9 protein-coding genes (1 of these 9 running past the window's edge) are annotated in these 19170 nt (G+C 67.0%); 6 read left to right on the forward strand and 3 right to left on the reverse strand.

The window, feature by feature from the left end:
- The 3 genes from ACG04R_RS20520 to ACG04R_RS20530 all read right to left on the reverse strand — a co-directional run.
- Positions 1 to 4515 carry the 5' portion of a tandem-95 repeat protein gene (locus ACG04R_RS20520; protein WP_394415233.1) on the reverse strand. The gene continues 38403 nt to the left of window position 1, outside the view, so the window shows 4515 of its 42918 coding nt (coding positions 1-4515); its start codon is at positions 4513 to 4515; its stop codon lies beyond the left edge, outside the window.
- A gap of 208 nt (positions 4516 to 4723) precedes the next feature.
- Positions 4724 to 6082 (reverse strand): MFS transporter, encoded by a 1359-nt coding sequence (locus ACG04R_RS20525; RefSeq protein ID WP_394415236.1) that lies wholly within the window; start codon positions 6080 to 6082, stop codon positions 4724 to 4726.
- Between the two features lie 2 nt (positions 6083 to 6084).
- A complete protein-coding gene (locus ACG04R_RS20530) occupies positions 6085 to 7104 on the reverse strand; it encodes a LacI family DNA-binding transcriptional regulator (RefSeq protein ID WP_394415239.1) in 1020 nt (339 codons plus the stop codon).
- 299 nt (positions 7105 to 7403) lie between these two features.
- On the opposite strand from ACG04R_RS20530, the gene ACG04R_RS20535 reads away from it, so the two are divergent.
- The 6 genes from ACG04R_RS20535 to ACG04R_RS20560 all read left to right on the forward strand — a co-directional run bounded on the left by ACG04R_RS20535 (position 7404) and on the right by ACG04R_RS20560 (position 19042).
- The gene (locus tag ACG04R_RS20535) at positions 7404 to 8546 is read left to right on the forward strand and encodes a glycoside hydrolase family 88/105 protein (protein ID WP_394415242.1); all 1143 of its coding nucleotides are present in this window, start codon (positions 7404 to 7406) and stop codon (positions 8544 to 8546) included.
- 24 nt (positions 8547 to 8570) lie between these two features.
- Positions 8571 to 9833, forward strand: a complete 1263-nt coding sequence (locus tag ACG04R_RS20540) for a DUF2264 domain-containing protein (protein WP_394415245.1) — start codon at positions 8571 to 8573, stop codon at positions 9831 to 9833.
- Positions 9833 to 11047: a DUF4861 family protein gene (locus tag ACG04R_RS20545; RefSeq protein ID WP_394415248.1), complete on the forward strand. Its 1215-nt coding sequence runs from the start codon at positions 9833 to 9835 to the stop codon at positions 11045 to 11047. Before ACG04R_RS20540 ends, ACG04R_RS20545 begins: the two co-directional genes overlap by 1 nt.
- A gap of 703 nt (positions 11048 to 11750) precedes the next feature.
- Entirely contained in the window at positions 11751 to 14639 is a 2889-nt protein-coding gene (locus ACG04R_RS20550) for a TonB-dependent receptor (protein WP_394415251.1), read from the forward strand.
- A gap of 61 nt (positions 14640 to 14700) precedes the next feature.
- Positions 14701 to 16017 (forward strand): BNR repeat-containing protein, encoded by a 1317-nt coding sequence (locus tag ACG04R_RS20555; RefSeq protein WP_394415254.1) that lies wholly within the window; start codon positions 14701 to 14703, stop codon positions 16015 to 16017.
- A 268-nt stretch (positions 16018 to 16285) separates the two neighbouring features.
- Entirely contained in the window at positions 16286 to 19042 is a 2757-nt protein-coding gene (locus tag ACG04R_RS20560; RefSeq protein WP_394415257.1) for a TonB-dependent receptor, read from the forward strand.
- Positions 19043 to 19170: the final 128 nt, after the last annotated feature.

The raw sequence follows: 19170 nt of genomic DNA on the forward strand, positions 1-19170 counted from the left end.
CTCGGTGGCGGGCGCCAGCGTGCCGCTGACGACGCTGCCGATGGCCACGGGCGTGGCGCTGGCCAGGTCCAGCAGCCGCAGCGCGTAGGGCGCGGTGGCGTCACCGTTGCCGTCCAGCGCCAGCGTGTAGGTGCCGGGCTGCAGCTGCAGGCTGTGGAAGCCGTCGTAGGAGTCCGTGCTGGTCAGGTTGGCGCTGTCGATGACGCCGGAGGCGCCCGACAGCGTCCAGGTCACGGCACCGTAGCTGTTGCCCAGCGAGTCCACCACGACGGTGGTCGGCTGGGTGACGGTGAAGCGGTAGCGGTCCACCTGGCCCGCGCGGCTGAGCGTGCCCTGGATGGTGCCGGCCGCGCCGCTGAAGAGGTTGCCGATGGGCACGGTGAGCGCCTGCGGACCGCTGTCGGCCACGGTGCCGCCGCTGCCTTCGTCCATCCCCAGCCGCAAGGCCAGGCCGGCCTGCGCGCCGGTCAGCGCCTTGTTGAAGTTGTCGGCGATCTGCTGGGTCGTGCGGGCCGTGCTCCACAGGCGCACTTCGTCGATGGCACCGTCGAAGGCGGCGTAGCTGCCGCTGTTCTCGGCAGTGGTGCCGACGCGCAAAGGGGCCGGTGTGCCCACGGCGGGCAGCGTGCGGATGTTGTCCTTCTGCGCCGCCAGCACGCCGTTGATGTAGAGGCGCAGCTGGTGGTTGGTCTTGTCGATGACGGCGGCGACATGCGTCCACGCGCCGAGCTGGATGGAGCCGTTGGCGGTCTGCGTGGTCTGCTCGCCGGAGGCGTCGATGGTGGACAGCAGCACGTAGCCGCTGCTGTTGAGCCACAGCGAGTAGCTGCGCTGGCCGTTCTCGTCGCCCTTGATGAGGATGGGCTCCCAGGTGTTGGCGAAGCGGTCGGGGCGAATCCAGGCCTCGAAGCTCATGTCGTTGCGCAGGTCGGTGGCGGAGCCGTCGGGCACGACGAGTTCGCGCCGCGAGTCGAACTCGATGGCGCTGCCGCCCAGCGCCGGCGCGCCGGGCACCCAGGTGGGGCCGCTGTCGGCGCCCTGGGCGAGGTTGATGTCGACGGTCTTGTCGCCGGTGTCGTTGACGCGGAAGGCGAAGGCCTGCGCGGCCGTCGTGTTGTTGTAGCCGTTCAGCGTCAGCGTGTACGTGCCGGCCAGCGCCAGCGTGAGTTCGGCATCGCTGCCCGAGTAGTTCCAGAAGACCTGCTGGCCTTTCGCGTCGAAGAGCCGCCAGTCGGCGTTCAGGCCCGCGAGGCTGTCGAAGAAGACGTGCTGGCCGGCGCTCGCGTCGAAGCGCCAGGACTGGATGCTGTAGCCCGGGTCCAGCGTGCCCGAGATCACCTGACCCATCGGCAGGGCCGGGCTCGCACCGAGGTCGACGAGGCGGAAGCTGTAGGCGCCGGTGAAGCCGCTGTCGATCTTCAGCGTATAGCTGCCGGCCTTCAGCGGCACGGCGGGCCAGTCGAACCAGCTGCCCGTGGCGACGGTGCCGCGCTCGTCGGTCAGCGTCCAGCGCAGGTTGCTGGTGTTCTCTCGCGTGTCCATCATGACCAGCGTGGGCTGGCCGACGGTGAAGCTGTAGAGGTCGCGCTGCGTGTTCGTCGCGCGGTTGCCGGTGACGAACTGGCCCAGCGTCAGCGGCGTGGGGGCCGCGGGCGTGGTGGTCAGGCGGGCCCAGTCGATGGCGACGTCGTGCCTGGCCGTGCCGCCGGTGGTGGTGTTGGACTGGTAGATGCCGAAGCGCGCGCCGCCGGCGAAGGCATCGGCCGTGATGCCGAGATCCATCGTCATCAGCGTCGCGCCGGCATCGCTCAGCAGCGTGGCCTTGATGGTGCCGTCGGTCGCGGCGGACAGGCGCAGCCGGTACCAGGTGTTGTCGGTGAAGCTGAAGGCCGAGGACTGGAAGCCCGAGCCGCCGACGCCGCGGCTGTCGATGCGCAGGTTGCGGTTGGCGCCGTTGGCGTCGCTGGCGAGTGCGGTGGCGACCCAGCGGGTGGGGTCGGCCACGTCGGTGACGGACAGGCCGATCAGCTCGTCGGCGCCGGTGGCTGCGGACTGCACCAGCGTGTTGAAGCGCACCTCGTAGCTGAAGCCCTGGCCGGTGGCGTTGGTCGCGGTGACCAGGCCCGCGCCGCGGTACTGGCCGGCGATGCTGCTGTTCAGGCGCAGCACGGAGGCGCCGTCGACGGTGTCGAAGGTGTAGGAGGGCGCGCCGGTGAAGGTCAGCGTGCCGGGCACGCCACCGGGCTGCCAGACGGGGTCGAGGCTGGTGCCATCGAATTCCTGGCTGAACGTGGTGACGCGCTCGTCGAACGTGTTGCCGGTCTTGCTGACCTTGAAGCTGACCGTGTTCGGTGCGAGCGCGGTGCGACGCCCCTCGACCAGCAGCGTGTAGGTGCCGCCCTGCGTGTAGGTGCGCTCGCCGATGTCGTAGCCGAAGTAGCTGTTCCAGACCTGGTCGCCGGTCGGCGAGATCAGCCGCCACTGGGCATCCGGGTTGGTGGCGCTGAGCTGGTCGAACACCAGCCGGTCGCCGACCGTGACGTTGAAGGACCAGGCCTGGGTGGCGCTGCCCACGGGCAGCACCTGCGTGGTTGTGGCCCCCAGCGTCAGCGGCAGGGCGGCGGCGCCGAGGTCCAGCAGGCGGAAGGCGAACTCGCCGGTGGTGGCGCCGTCGGCGTCGACGGTCAGCGTGTAGTGGCCAGGGCCGAGGTCGTAGGCGATGCGGCCGTTATCAGCCGGGTTGGTCAGCACGCCGTCGGTGCCGGCGTCGTCGCGCGAGTCGCTGGCGTTGAAGCTGCGCGCGTTGACGAGCACGCCGCCCGGGCCGGTCAGGGTCCAGTTCATCGGGCTGTCGCGCAGCGCGTCGAACACGACCCGGTGGCTGTCGGTGAGGTCCAGCGAATAGACGACGCGCTGGCCCGCCGTGGCGATGCGGCCGCTGATCGCGCCGGCGACCGCGGCGATCGGGTTGAACACGCTGCCGGCCAGGCCCAGCGGCCCGCTGTCGGACACGACGCTGCCGCTGGCGTCGTCGAAGCGGTAGTTCAGCACCAGGCCGGCGGGGGCGCCGGTGAGCGGGGCGCCCATGTTTGCCGCGATGTCGGCGGCGCTGCGGGCGGTCTGCCAGAGGCGCAGGTCGTCGATCGTGCCGGCAAAGGGGCTGAACCCGCCGTAGGGCTCGTCGGAGCGGCCGATCAGCAGCGGCTGCGCAGCGGCCGAGAAGGCGTTGGTGCCCGTGTGCACGGCGCCGCTGGCCACCTCCACGCCGTTCACGAACAGCTTCATGACGCCCGCGTCGCGGTCGATGGTGGCGGCGACGTGGGTGCGTTGGCCGGCCTTGATCAGGCCGCCGCTGCTGTAGAGGTATTGCTCGCTGCCGTCGCCGGTGCTGAGCAGCAGGTCGCCGCCGCTGGTGACGAACAGGGCATAGGTGCGGTGCCCGCCCAGGCTGCTGTCGTTGCCGCCCTTGTAGACGATGGGCATGTAGCTGTTGGTGAACCGGTCGACGGTCACCCAGGCTTCCATCGTGACGGTGCGGGTGAGGTCCAGCGCGGGCGAGGCGGGCGCCTGCACGGAGTTCACACCACCCAGCTCCAGGGCCCCGCCCTCCGGGCTGGGCACCCAGCCGGGGCCGGCGTCCTGGGACTGGCCGAGTTGCAGGGGCGACAGCACGTCCTGCACGGGCTGGACGTTGAAGGCGTAGTCGGTGCTGGCCGCGGCGTTGCGGATGCGGCCTTCCAGCAGCAGCGTGTAGGCGCCCGTCTGGGTCAGCAGCTGGTTCTCGACGTCGGTGTTGGCCGCGGTGGGGCCGAACACGGTCTTGCCGTCCGGGCCGATGAGGCGCCAATCGGTGGAGGCAGGGTTGGACAGCGCGTCGAAATAGAAGGTCTGGCCTGCGACGGCGTTGAAGTTGTACGCCTGGGTCTCGTTGGCGGGCGTCAGCGTGCCCTTGACCACCTGGCCGGGCGTGATGGCGGTGGCGCTGCCGATGTCGATGATGCGGAAGCTGTAGTCGCCGACGTGGTCGCCCAGCCCGTCGACCTGCAGCGTGTAGCTGCCGGCCTGCAGGTTCATCACGACGTTGCCGCCCTGGGCATTGGCGTCACTGGCATCCAGCCCGCGTGGCGCCGTGACCTGGCCCTGCGGCCCCTGCAGCGACCACTGCAGCTGGCTGTCCGGGGTCAGCGAGTCGAACACCAGCCGGGCGTTGGCAGGGAGCGTGAAGACGTAGCTGTCGACCTCGCCTGGCACGTCGATGCGGCCATCCACGCGCGGTGCGAGGCCGTCGCCGGACATCAGCACGCGGGGCTCGAAGGCCTCGAACTGCAGCCGCGCCGCTGCCGGCGGGGGAAGGGCGACCACGGTCGACAGCGTCTGGCGGGCGCTGGACGACAGCCGAGCCAGCGACGTCCGGATGCCGTCGGCCAGGGCGTTCAGTCGGGGTTTGCGCGGGGTGCCGGCGTCTGCCGTGGCGGAATTGCCAACCGATTGCTTGTCGAAGAGCCCCTTGCGCATGAACCGTACCCCGCCTGATTGACCGTGCGATGCGCCAGCGCACGCGGAGCGGCCTTCTGTGGGGCCGCCGTCATCTCTGACGTGCGTTGGTAAAGAAATGCTGCCATGCGCCCCGGGGGCGACAACGGGGGGGCGTCCCCTAAAGGCGGCACCACCCCCCCTTAAAAGGGAGGGGGTTTTTGCCGGTTTTGGGGATGCCGCGTGGCGACTATGGATGCGGCGGCGGGGCCGCCTGGCGTGCGGCGACCTGCGCCGCGAGGCTGCCCGACTGCAGGCGCGACAGGCAGGCCACGCACAGCAGCGAGAAGATGGCGCCGGCCAGCAGCGTGAAGCGGTAGTCGTGGCCGGAGAGGTCCAGCATCGGCCCCTGGATGCTGCTGACCACGATGGTGCCGAGGATCGCCATCAAGTCCTTGGTCGAGTTGAACTGGACGAAGCTGGCGCGGGGGAACAGCGCCATCGGCATGGAAGCGGCCGCCGTGAACCAGGCGCCGGAGATCACCACGTGCGCCAGGTAGAAGGCGCGGTAGCTGGCCGCGTCGGACACGCCGGCGAAGCCCGCCGCCGACACGGCGCAGTACGCGGCCATCAGCAACGTCGAGACCCGCACGGCGCCGAAGCGGTCCGCCAGCGAGCCGATGGCGAAGGCCGACGCGATGGAGACGGCGTAGCCCACGGCCGTCAGCGTGCCCAGCGTCGACTTCGGGACGCCGGCCGCATGCGCGTAGTGCAGGTAGAAGGTGTTGAAGGGGCTGAAGGTGACGCCCGACAACACGAAGGCAGCAACCGCCCAGCCGTAGGGGCGGTAGCGGAAGCAGGCCAGCACGTGCTCGAACGGGAAGCGCAGCCGGCGCAGGGGCGGCCCCGGGGGCGCAGCGTCGGGAGGCAGGGGTCTTTCCTTCACCAGCAGGGCCATGGCCAGGATGGGCAGGCAGAAGAACAGCGCCACGCCGACGAGGACTTCGCGCAGGTGCTGGTCCGTGAGCGCGAAGATCCAGCGGTGATAGGTGATGCCGATGCCCAGGCCGGCGATGCGGAACACCGCGAAGAAGCGGCCCAGCAGGCCCGCGGGCACCAGGTCGTTGACCAGGCCGGTGAACAGCGAGAACGCGCTGATGGCCGCGCAGTCGAAGGCGGCCCAGAACAGGCAGAACAGCGCGAGGCGGCAGCGGGGCAGGCCGGGCGACCAGCCCCCCAGCGCGGCGTCGAGCGCGACGGCCAGCGTCGGCGACGCCGACAGCCCGAGCAGGGCCAGCCCGCCGACGGGCGCGGCCACCAGCAGGAACGGCGTGCGCCGGCCGAGGCGGCTGCGGCTGCGGTCCGAGTGGTAGCCGGCCAGCGGCACCAGCAGCATGCTCAGCAAGGCGGGCACGGTGGACAGCAGCAGCGAGATCGTCGTGTCGGACGCGGCGTGCCGGCGCAGCAGCTCCAGCGCGCTCGGCAGCGCGGCGCGCTCGCGCATCGAGACGCCCAGGTCACCCAGCAGCAGCCAGAGCAGCAGGGCACCCAGCCCCGCCAGGCCGAACGGCACCGCGGCCCTCGCGCTGGCTGCCTGCGCGCGGTTCATCGTCAGCCGCGAGGCTTGACGGGGCCGGTCGATTGGCGGACGACGAGTTCGAGCGGCAGGGCGATCTTCCTGGCCTCGACGCCCTGACCTTCGATCAGCGCGACGAGCTCCCGCACGGCGCACGCGCTGAGCTCCACCAGGGGCTGGCGGATCGTCGTCAGCGGCGGGTGGATGTAGCTGGAGGTGGCGATGTCGTCGAAGCCGACGACCGAGATGTCGTCCGGGACGCGAAGGCCGTGGCTGTGGATGGCGTCGATGGCGCCGAAGGCCATCTCGTCGTTGGCCGCGAAGATGGCCGTGGGCGGGTCTGCCAGCGCCAGCAGCTGCTGCGTGGCGGCGAAGCCGCCGGTCTGAACGAAGCGGCCGGGGACGATCAGCGCGGGGTCGGCGGCGATGCCGGCATGGTTCAGCGCCTCGACGTAGGCGGCCTGCCGCTCGGCGCTCTGGCCCGTGTGGTGCGAGCCGGCGATGAAGGCGATGCGGCGATGACCCAGCGACAGCAGATGCTCGACCGCGAGGCGGGCGCCGTTGCGGTTCTCGACGACGACGACAGGAAGCGCCATCGCGCGGGCGTCGAAATTGACGAAGACGCAGGGCAACTGGCGGCGCTCCAGTTCGCCGAGATAGCCGTCCTCGACGTTGGGCATCGGCATGATCAGGCCGGCACACAGGTTGGCCAGCATGTCGCGCGTGCCGGCGCGGTCCGGGCCGTCGAAGCGCTCGGCGTTGAACAGCAGGATGTCGTAGCCGCGGGCGCGGGCCTCGTTGCTGATCTCCTTCGTGATCTCGTGCAGCACCAGCGAGCCGAAGTTGTTGACGAAGATGCCGATGAGCCGGCTCTTCTCCCCGCGCATGCGCCGCGCCACCATGTCGGGCGAGTAGTTCAGCTGGGCGGCGGCTTCCATGATGCGCGCACGGGCCTCTTCCGAGACATAGCCCTCGCCACGGATGGCCCGCGAGGCGGTGATGGGCGCGACGCCCGCCAACTTGGCGACTTCACTGAGCCTGCTGGGTTTTCGCATAGATCGTCATGAAGTTGGCATACCTGAATGTGGTGACGATACCACATTCATCGACTGACCCTGTCGGACCCACCGGCGAGGCCTGGGAAAAGCGGTTCCTGTCGAGGCCAGGAAAAACATCTTTGCTCCGAAGTGTTGATATGCTAACGTGACCATATTCGAATTCGAAGCCACTCGCCGGGCATCGAAGTCGTGACATTGATGGTTTACCCGCAAGCCCTGTGACGTCGGGGCCGTGCGCCGTATCTGTGCAAGTCAGCGCATGGGAGTGAACCATGACGCTCAACTGATCCATGCCGATGAAACTGAAGAAATGCCTGACCGGCCTGCTGCTCACGCTGGGCCTCGCGTTCGGTGGCTGTGCGGGCGTGCCTTCCGCTGGCGGCACGAGCCGCAGCGAGGTCATTGCCGCCATCGACAAGGTCAACGGCTACTGGGAGGCGCACACGCCTGCGCAGGAAAGCCCGTTCTGGAACGTCGCGGCCTATCACACGGGCAATCTCGAAGCCTATCGGGTGACCGGCAACGAACGCTATCTCCGCTATACCGCAGCCTGGGCCGAGCACAACCAGTGGATGGGGGCGAAATCCAGCGACAAGGCGAACTGGAAATACACCTATGGCGAGACCGACGAGCATGTGCTTTTCGGTGATTGGCAGGCCTGCTTTCAGGTGTATGCCGACCTTTATCAGTTCGACAAGGACCCGAGAAAAATCGCCCGCGCCCGGGAGGTGATGGAATATCAGATGAGCACCGCCAACAAGGATTATTGGTGGTGGGTGGACGGGCTTTATATGGCCATGCCGGTCATGACCAAGATGTACCGCGCCACCGGCAACCGGCAGTATCTCGACAAGATGTACGAGTATTACAGCTATGCCAGCGAATTGATGTACGACCGGCAGGAAAGCCTCTGGTACCGGGACGCCCGCTACGTCTACCCCAAGCACAAGAGCGTCAATGGCAGGAAGGACTTCTGGTCGCGTGGCGATGGCTGGGCATTCGCCGCGTTGGCCCGTGTGCTGGCGGAGTTGCCGCAGGACGATCCGCATCGCGGCGAGTACGTCGAGCGCCTGCGGGCGATGGCGGCGGCGCTGCTGGCGGCCCAGCAGCCTGAGGGCTACTGGACGCGCAGCCTCATTGACCCGGCCCACGCGCCGGGCCCCGAGACCAGCGGCACCGCGTTCTTCACCTACGGCCTGCTGGCGGGCATCAACCAGGGCCTGCTGCCGCGCGACCGCTACCTGCCGGCGGCGCAGCGCGGCTGGCGCTACCTGACGACTGTGGCCATGCAACCGGACGGCAAGCTGGGCTATGTGCAGCCCATCGGCGACCGCGCGATCCCGGGCCAGGTGGTGGACCAGAATTCGACCGCGCATTTCGGCGTCGGCGCCTTCTTGCTGGCGGGTGCCGAAATGGTCCGCCTGCTCGACAAGCCCTAACGGCGCGGCCAGGAGACAAGAACGATGCAACGACGGAATTTCATGCAGGCCGCTGCGCTGGGGCCTGCCGCGTCGGGCCTGCTGGCAGCAAGCCAGGCAGCGACGGCGGCGCCGGCCGTGGCGGCCGGCCAGGAACGTGCCCATCAGCTCGACCTGCTGCGCCAGATGGCCGAGCCGGTGCTCGGTCCGATGTCCCGAGGCGAGCTGAAGAAGAAGTTCGCGCTGGAGCTGAGCCCCACCTGGGACGGGCGCGACACGTCCGTTGCCTACCTCGAATGCTTCGGTCGCCTCATGTCGGGCGTCGCGCCCTGGCTGGCGCTGCCGGCGGACGACACGGCCGAGGGGCAGTTGCGCCGGCGCCTGCAGCAGCAGGCCCTGCAGAGCTACGCCAGCGCGGTCGACCCGAAGAGCCCCGACTACCTGACCTGGAAGGGGCACGGCCAGGCGCTGGTGGATTCGGCCTACTTCACCAACGCGCTGATGCGCGCGCCTCAGGTGTTGTGGGAGCCGCTGGATGCCACCACCAAGGCCCGCATCGTGGCCGAGATCAAGGGCCTGCGCCGCATCGAGGTGCCCTACATCAACTGGCTGCTGTTCGCGGCGATGAACGAGGCCTGGCTGCTGTCGATCGGCGAGGAGTCGGACCCGATGCGCATGAACGGCGCCATCCGCAAGATCAACGAGTGGTACGTGGGGGACGGCTGGATCAAGGACGGCCAGGACTTCCACTTCGACTACTACTGCTCCTACGTCATGTACCCCATGCTGCTGGAGATCCTCGAGGTCGCGGTGGCAAAGAAGGCGCCGTTCTGGAACGCCAAGCCCGAGGAGCTGCTGGCGCAGGCCACGAAGCGTGGGCAGCGCTACTGCGAGCACCTGGAGCGCTTCATCGGCCCCGAGGGCAGCTACCCGCCCATCGGTCGTTCGCTGACTTATCGCACCGCGGTGTTCCAGCCGCTGGCCCTGCTGGCGTGGCGCAAGCAGCTGCCGGCCTCGTTGCCGGAAGGTCAGGTGCGTGCGGCGCTGCATGCGGCCCACGTCGCGATCTGGGATGGTCCGAGCAACTTCAACAAGGACGGATTCCTGACCATCGGCTTCCGCGGCCGCCAGCCCGAGCTGGGTGACTGGTACTCCAACAACGGCAGCATGTACATCGCCGCGGCCGGCCTGCTGGCGCTGGGCCTGCCGGCGACCGACAGCTACTGGACGGCGCCGGCGCAGGACTGGACGCAGAAGAAGGCCTTTGGCGGCGCCCGCTTCCCGAAAGACTACGCGGTGAACTACTGATGACGAAGCACAACCTCCTGGCCGCCTGCCTGGGCCTGGCCGCGCTGCATGCCGCCGCTGCCGAACGCATGCTCGTCACCGTCACGCATGACCTGAAGGCAGCGCGGCCGGCCGAGACGATCACCGTCCCCTGGGCCGAAGTGAACCGGCGCCTTCCGGGCGCGCTGCTGCAGAAGATCGCCGTGCGCGACGCCAACGGCAACCTGCTGCCCTACCAGGTCACCAACGTCGCCCCGCAGGCGAAGGACCCGAAAGGCGAGGGCATCGCCTACGGCGAGCTGATCTTCCAGCACGACTTCGCGGCGGGCGAGCAGAGCGTGCGCTTCACCATCGAGAAGACCACGACGGTGGCGCCGCCGTTCCCGGCCAAGGCCTTCGCTCGCTACGTGCCCGAGCGGCTCGACGACTTCGCCTGGGAGAACGACCGCATCGCGCACCGCACCTACGGCCAGGCGCTGGCCGCCCCCGCGCCGCCGGGCAGCGGCAAGGAGGTGCTGGAGACGAGCGGCGTCGACATCTGGTTCAAGCGGCCCTCCTATCTCATCGTCGACCGTTGGTACAACAAGGGCCACGACCACTATCACAAGGACGAGGGCGAGGGGCTGGACATGTACGCCGTCGGCCGCACGCGTGGCGCGGGCGGCACGGGCATCTGGAACGGCAGCCGGCTGTTCGTCAGCCGCAACTATTCGACCTGGCGCGTCATCGCCAACGGCCCCGTGCGCGCGTCCTTCGAGCTGACCTATGACGCCTGGGATGCGGACGGCGTGGCCGTCAGCGAGGTGAAGCGGTTCACGCTCGATGCCGGCCAGCTCTTCGACGTGGTCGAGAGCACGTTCTCCACCTCCGGCCCGACGCCGGTGCAGGGGCTCACGGTCGCGCTGGGGCTGAACAAGACGCCGGCCTACCCGGCGCAGACGCCGTCCGTGGCCGCCTACCGCGCGCCCGACACGTTGATGCAGTGGGTGCGCCAGCGCAGCGCCGGTGACTTCGGCACGGCCATCGTGCTGCCGGGTGCGGAGGGCTATGCGGCGGATGCAGACAACGAGCTCATCCTCGTCAAGGCGAAGCCGGGGCAGCCGTTGCGCTACTACCTTGGCGCCGCCGTCAACTGGTCCGGCGAGATCACGACGCCGCAGGCCTGGCAGGCTTATGTGGAGGCCTACCGAAAGCGTATCGCGTCGCCCATCCGTGTCGAAATCGGCATGGAGTAGCGACCCGCTGCCGCGAGTATGGCGGCGGCATGGTTTGATTTTCTAGATGTGATCTAGAGAGCTTGCGGTGATTTGGTGCGCCGGGGAGGTGTGCGTGCTGAAGAAATCGATGAGCCGCAAATCGATATATCTCACATTGCGTTATTCATACCAGTTTGGGTGTCGAGGATAGTAGGCTTGAACCCCTCCTGCGAAGCCGGCGTTTGAAGTTGGCCGGTAGGTGGGTCCGTGGCGAATGATGTGGTGTCAATCGCCCTCCGCCCAGGTCGTCGCCGTGTCCCATGAAACGGCTGGATTGGTTTTGCGATTTGCGGGCAAACCCTTGTTTCGAGGTGGTAGGGCAACGTTACCATGAGGCGAAGAGGTCTTGAATTGAGCGTTGAACTCGCATCGTCCATCCCGAGGCGGTGCGGGATGAACGGCCCGCTGTCCGCGCATCGTGAGCACCCTTTGGTACTGCAGGCGCAGGCTGGCGTTGCGGGCGCCGGTTGCCTGGCGTCGGCCCACGATTCCACGTGAAAGTCGCATTGATGACGCGATGGTCTGTTTTGAAGTGGTAACGTTGACATATTGATTGTATGGATTCTCAAATAGTAGGCGGGACGAGAAATTTTCGGCTGCCGAAATAACGATAACCAACCGCCCTGGCGCCATCCGCTGCGTCGGGGCGACAAAAGCCCTTGAGGCCTATGGAGCAGAGACAATGAAGCAGAAACTGATTTGTTCGGCCGTATCGATGGCGCTGGCCGCCGCCTACGGCCATGCAGTGGCCCAGGCTGCTGCGCCAGCCGCGGCCGAGAAACCCGCTGCCGACAAGGCGCCGGAATCATCGGACGGCGCCACCAAGCCGGAAACCAACCAGCTCGCCACCGTGGTGGTGACGGGTTTCCGTGCCAGCCTCGAGAAGTCGATGGTGCTGAAGCAGCAGGCCATCGGCGTGCGCGACTCCATCGTGGCCGAGGACATCGGCAAGTTCCCCGAGGCCAACGTGGCCGAATCACTGCAACGCGTGCCGGGCGTGATCCTGAACCGCGACGAAAGTTCGGGCGAAGGCCAGCGCATTTCCGTTCGCGGCCTGCCAACCGAATACACCGTCACCACGCTGAACGGTGCGCTCGTCAATGCCACGTCCACGGCCACCATCGGCACCGCGGCGCGCGGCTTCAACTACGACGTGTTCGCGTCCGAACTCTTCGGTCGCGTGGATTTCTACAAATCGCCGCTGGCCGAGCTGAACGAGGGCGGCATGGGCGGCGTCGTGGACCTGCAGACGCCGCGCCCGTTCGACAACCCCAAGCGCACGCTGCGTTACGGCGTGACCGCGTCGTACAACACGACGTCCGGCAAGACGGACCCGACGGGCTTCGCGCTGTACTCCAACACCTGGGGCGAGTGGGGGGCGCTCGTGGGCGTGTCGCACGCCGAGAGCGTCAACAACCGCTCCGGCTTCGAGGCCACCGGCGGCTACAACAGCTCGGCCCGCGCCAGCCAGAGCCCCGTGAAGGGCAACTTCGCCTTCGCGCTGGACTACGACAGCCCGCGCGCCAACCTCGGCAGCTACACCCGCGATCAGGTCGACAACGCGCTGCTGCCACGCATCTACCGCTTCTACGGCTCGGCCAACGACCGCACCCGCGACGGCGCCGTGGCCTCGCTGCAGTACAAGACGCCGACGCTGAACCTCAGCCTGGACGCGCTGTACTCCAAGCTGAAGAACTCGCGCGACGAGATGTACTTCGGCCTGCTGATCCGCAACAGCCGCACCACCGACCGCACCAAGCCGGCCGGCCAGAGCGGCAACAGCGGCTTCATCCCGCTGAGCGTGAAGATCGACCCGTCGTCCAACCTGCTGACGGGCACCTTCGGCAACACGTCGTACAGCAGCGGCGTCACCTACAGCGACGACGAGACGCAGTTCGGCTACCTGTCCGCCAACGGCCGCTGGACCGTGAACGACAGGCTGGTGCTGTCCAGCCAGCTGAGCACCAACAGCAGCAAGGCGCTGAGCTACCAGGACACGCTGTCCGGCCAGATCTTCGGCGTCGACTCCACCATCGACTACGGCAGCGACCACGTCTACCCGTCGCTGTCGTCGCCGGTCAGCTACACCGATCCGAACAACTTCCAGGGTTTCGGCATCGGCACCGGCTGGACCCGCGAGACGGACAAGAGCAACCAGGGCCGCGTCGTGGCCGACTGGGACTATGCGCTCGGCGGCGACTGGACCGGCCACCTGAAGGCCGGCCTGGCCTACGCCGAGACTTCCAAGGAGATCAACAAGCGCAACGGCACGTCCGCCGCCACGGCCAAGCTCAACACGCTGGGCACGGCGGGCATGCGTTCGGGCATGACGTCCACGCTGCCCATCGCCAACCTGGACATGGGCGCCGGCTGGCCTCATGCCTGGGGTACCTTCACGCGCGGCTACACCTACTCGACCTTCGACCCGCTGGCCTTCAACTCGGAGGCGACCTTCACGCCGGCGCAGAGCTTCAAGGCGCAGGAGAACGTGTCCACCGCCTTCGTGCAGTCCGACTTCAAGGGACAGGTGTTCGACCGGGATCTGCGCCTGAACGCCGGCTTGCGCTTCGCCCGCACCGAGACGCGCATCGACAACTACAAGCAGCAGGGCACCAGCCTCACCTACGCGCCGAACCAGGAGCAGGCCTCGTACACCAACGTGCTGCCGGCGTTCAGCTCTGCGCTGGACCTGACCGACACCCTGACCTGGCGGGCCTCCTGGGGCAAGACGCTGAGCCGACAGTCGCTGTCCATCATCGCGGCGCAGACGGTCATCCCCAACCCGTTCGACAACACCGCGACCGCCGGCAACCCCGGCCTGCGCCCGCAGAAGTCCAAGAACCTGGACACCAGCCTGGAGTGGTACTTCGCCAAGGGCAGCATGCTGTCGGCCGCGCTGTTCCAGAAGGAACTGACCGACGCCACGGTGAGCAGCAGCGTGCAGACCACCTTCGGCGCGCTGGGCCTGCCGGACACCGCGCTGGGTGCCATCTTCCAGGATGCCAACGGCAAGGTGGACCCCAACCTGCCGATGACGCTGAAGACCTACAGCAACGCCGGCAAGCAGACGCTGAAGGGCTTCGAGCTGGCCTACCAGCAGGCGTTCACCTTCCTGCCGGCCCCGTTCAAGGGCCTGGGTGCGCTGGCCAGCTACACGCACATCAACCCGTTCAACAGCGCGGTGTGGACGACCAATGCGGGCAGCGTCGTCGATGTGAACTCGGTGCCCAAGTACGCGTACAGCGCCACGCTTTACTACGAGAACGGCCCGTTCGCGTTCCGTACCTCGTACAACTACAAGGGCCGCTCGCTGCATCCCGACAACCCGAAGAACAACGGCGACGACCTGATCCGCTGGCGCGCCGGCCGCGGCTACCTCGATGCCAACGTCAGCTACAAGATCAGCGACGCGCTGGAGATCCGCCTCGAGGCGCTGAACCTGTCCAACACGCTGGCGTACGACTATTTCGAGGACGCCACCGGCAAATACGGCCTGGGCGACAGGACGCGCATGGACTACGCCAAGTACGACGGCCGCACCTTCAAGATCGGCCTGCGTGGCAAGTTCTAAGCATCGGGTTGATTGAATATGGAACGGGCTTCGTGCGAGGCTCGTTCCCTTTTGCCCTGCCATGAAGAAGACATTGTTCGGATTGCTCGTCGCGGCGCTGGCCGCCGGTTGTGCGGTGGCGCCGGCAGGCGAGGGCGTGCGCGTGGTGGACGTGGCCGACGGCTGGGCGCGCAATTCCGTCAACGCGGTCGTGTTCCGCAAGAACTCGCTCGTCACGCATGGCGACGAGCAGTACATCGCCTTCTACGACCAGGGCGCCCACGTGGTGCTTGGCAAGCGCAAGCTCGGCACCGACACTTGGGAGCTGAAGACGACGCGCTACCAGGGCAACGCGCTCGACGCCCACAACAGCATCAGCCTCATGGTCGACGGAACGGGCGTGCTGCACGTCTCGTGGGACCACCACAACAACGCGCTGCGCTACGCGCGCGGCGTGCGCCCCGGATCGCTCGAGCTGACGGACAAGCTGAGCATGACGGGCCAGGACGAAGGCTCCGTCTCCTACCCCGAATTCCATCGCCTGCCCGACGGCAACCTGCTGTTCCTCTACCGCGACGGCGGCTCGGGCCGGGGCAACCTGGTCATCAACCGCTACGACATCGCCACGCAGGCGTGGACGCGGCTGCACAGCAACCTGATCAGCGGAGAAGGGCGCCGCAACGCCTACTGGCAGGCCTTCGTCGACCACCGCGGCACCGTGCACCTGTCCTGGGTCTGGCGCGAGTCGCCGGACGTCGCCAGCAATCACGACATGGCCTACGCCCGTTCTCGCGACGGCGGCCTGACGTGGGAGACGTCGGACGGCCGCCCCTACGCGTTGCCCATCACCGAAGCTACGGCCGAGGTCGCCGCGCGCATCCCGCAGCACAGCGAGCTGATCAACCAGACCTCGATGTCCGCCGACCGCGACGGCAACCCTTTCATCGCCAGCTACTGGCGGCGCGACGGCAGCGCCGTGCCGCAGTACCAGGTCGTCTACCGCAGTGGTGGCAGATGGAAGGAGAGGGCGCTCGACTTCCGCCACACGCCGTTCTCGCTGAGCGGTGTCGGCACCAAGGCCATCCCCATTGCGAGGCCGCAGATCATGGTCGATCTGAAAGGCGACCGGCCCACCGCGCTGCTGGTGTTCCGCGACGAAGAGCGCGGCAGCAAGGTCTCTGTCGTCCACATCACCGACTTCGATGCCGGCCGCTGGACCGTGCGCGACCTGACGACCGACGCCGTCGGCGCGTGGGAGCCCAGCTTCGACACCGAGTTGTGGCGCGTGCGCGGCGAATTGAATCTGTTCCTGCAAGCCGTCCAACAGGTGGACGGCGAGGGCATGGCCAACGTGCCGCCGAGCAAGGTGAGGGTGCTGAGCTGGCACCCCGGTAAATAGATCTGGTTTCACCAATTCTGGAATTGCCAGGCATTCCGCATGGCAATGCGGAGCTATTTTGTCTTTTGAATTGAAAACTATATGGATATTGAATGCGGCGTCGGCAAAACGGCATAAGAAATTAAATCAGAGGGGTGCTAGCCTGAATGCATTGCGCTGATATTTAAAAATGATGTATGGCGTGATGACTGACCGGCGGCGGGGCGATATTGGCAGTCATTCGCCTTGCGCGGCGCAGTGGATATTCAACACCCTATGGAGACAAACCATGCGATCTGAGAATTTCGTCAAGACGGTCATTGCAGGCCTGGTTGGCCAGTTGTGGCTCGCTGTACCGGCCATGGCCCAGGATGCGGCGAATCCGAAACCCGATCTGGAGCGGGTCGTCGTCACCGGTATCCGGGCCTCGCTGGAATCCTCTGCCGCCACCAAGCGCATGCAGGATGGCGTCGTCGATGCCGTGTCCGCCGAAGATGCCGGCAAATTCCCCGACACGAATATCGCCGAGTCGCTTCAGCGCGTCACCGGCGTGCAGATCCAGCGCAACAACGGCGAGGGCCGCTACATCTCCGTGCGCGGCCTGGGGCCGGAGTTCAACAACGTGCTGGTCAACGGCCGCACGATGACCAGCGACACCGGCGGCCGCGAGTTCTCGTTCGACCTGCTGTCGCCCGACCTCATCTCTAAGGCGCTGGTCTACAAGACGGCGCAGGCCTTCCTGCCCGAAGGCGGTATCGGCTCCACGGTCGATATCCAGACGGCGCGCCCGCTGTCCGGCCGCAAGGGCCACAGCACCGTCGTAAATCTGTCCGGTTCCTACGACTCGAACTCCAAGAAGAATACACCCAACGCGAGCGTGATGTATTCGTTCGCGAACGATGACCGGAGTTTTGGCGTCAGCGGTTCGCTGTCGTATACCGACCGGGCGTCGAAACAGACCAAGGCCATCAACGATGCATGGAATTACAAGGATGTATCGCTGATCAACGGCGACCTCAATTCCACGAATCTGACGATGGCCGACGTGACGGTCAAGAAACTGTACATCCCGCAGAGCTACGGTTTTCAGGAGGAAAACGAGCGCCGCAAGCGGCTGGTGGCGGCCGGCACCGTGCAATACAACCTGACTGCGGCCCTCAAACTGTCGGCCGACGCTCTGTATTCCCGGCTGGACCAGAAGAACGCGGTCATCGCGGTCAGCGACTGGAACAACCCCGTCCTGCTTGGCGCCAAGTACAACGCCGACGGCCAGATCACCAGTTTCCTGCGCCCGGGTTCTACCTTTTATGCCAACAACCCGGCGATTGCCGGCTCCGGCAATCTGCTCGGCGAAGCGAATTCCAACGACATGATCGTCAAGGCCGGCGACCGCCTGTCGACGACGAAGGCTCTCGGCCTGAACGCCAAATGGGCGCTGGCGTCGGAGTGGAACCTGGAGGGCGACCTGTCCACGTCGCGCACGACCTCCACGTCGCCCGACATGTGGGTCGTCGCGGGCATGGTGCCCAAGAACGGCGACGTGCTGACCTTCGACGGCACGCCCACCATCCACTTCGGCGACAACATCGCCGACCCCACCGCCGTGCGCGCCCACGCCGTCGCCTACGGCCAGATCGAGAACGGCGACGACCTGAAGGAAGGGCGGCTGAACCTGGGCTGGGACCACGAGATCGGCGCCTTCAAGGGCCTGCAGTTCGGCCTGTCCACGTCGCGCCGCAAGGTGGACCGCACGCAGTGGAACAGCGATTCGTGGAACGCCTACAGCGGCTATCACCTGGCGCTGCCGTCGTCGCTGTTCACGGTCAGTTCGCTCGACAACATCTTCGGCACCCCGGGCGCGATGCCATCGACCTTCCTGCGCTTCGATCCCTACGCCTACATGGCGTACCTGAACCAGCCGGCGCAGATCGCGCAGTCGAACGACCCGGCGCTGTACAGCGACAAGACCAAGTACCCGAACGGCCCGATGGCCATCGACTACACGAAGCCGTCGATGTGGGCCGTGAAGGAGAAGGTGGCCAGCTTGTTCGTGGACAGCAAGTGGGAAGGTGACGGCTGGTCAGGCAATGCCGGCGTGCGCTACGTGCACGTGAACTCCACGTCGCTGGGCATCAGCCGCGTGCTGCTGTCGGCCGTGAAGAGCCCCAACGACACGACCTACATCCTGACCTACGGCCCGAGTACCGTGAACTCGGTCGAGAACAGCTACAACAACCTGCTGCCGTCCGCCAACCTCAAGCTGGACCTGACGCGCGACGTGGTGCTGCGCCTGGCCGCGTCCAAGACGCTGACCCGCCCGACGCTGAACCAGATGGGCGTGGACAACTGGTACGGCGGCCGCTACGGCGACGTGCAGACCGGGGGCGGCAACCCCTACCTGAAGCCGATGCGCTCGACCAACCTGGACGTATCGCTGGAGTGGTACCTCTCCAAGACCAACTACGTCAGCGCCGCCGTCTTCCACAAGAAGGTCACCGATTTCCTGGAGACCCAGCTTGTCGACGTGCAGCTGCCGCAGTACACCGAGATCGCGCACGACACCCGCATCCGCAACGGCCAGCAAGGCAAGATCAAGGGCCTGGAGCTGGCCGGCCAGTACGCGTTCGACACCAGCAGCAGCCTGCTGCAGGGCTTCGGCGTGGCGGCCAACTTCACCTACGTGGACGCCAGCGCCACGCGTGACGGCGGCACCACGTCCTGCGGCTACCCCGGCCTGTCCAAGCAGTCCTACAACGGCTCCGTGTTCTACGAGAACAGCCAGTTCCAGGCGCGCCTCAGCTACAACTGGCGCAACCACTTCTCGGTCGATTGCGGCGGCGGCAGCACCTTGCCGCGCACCCGTGCCGCCTACGGGCAGGCCGACGCCAGCGTCCGCTACAACGTGACGCCGCTGGTTTCGCTGTACGCCGACGCCATCAACCTGAACAACGAGCGCATGCACGAGTACGCCAACAACGAATCGCAGTTCCTGACGCTGGAAGACGTGGGCCGCCGCTTCAACGTGGGTGTGCGCGTGGCGTTCTAGCAAGGCCGCCAGGCATCTCCGGGCTGCGCTGGGTAGCGCGCCTTTTGCCCTGCCTCGAAGTTCGAGGCAGGGTTTTTTGCTCAAGCCTGTGAGTGATTCAGGCGCGAAGAAAACAAGCCCCTCGGCGG

This window comes from Pelomonas candidula (genome assembly GCF_043555985.1).
GTDB classification, from domain to species: Bacteria; Pseudomonadota; Gammaproteobacteria; order Burkholderiales; family Burkholderiaceae_C; genus Pelomonas; species Pelomonas candidula.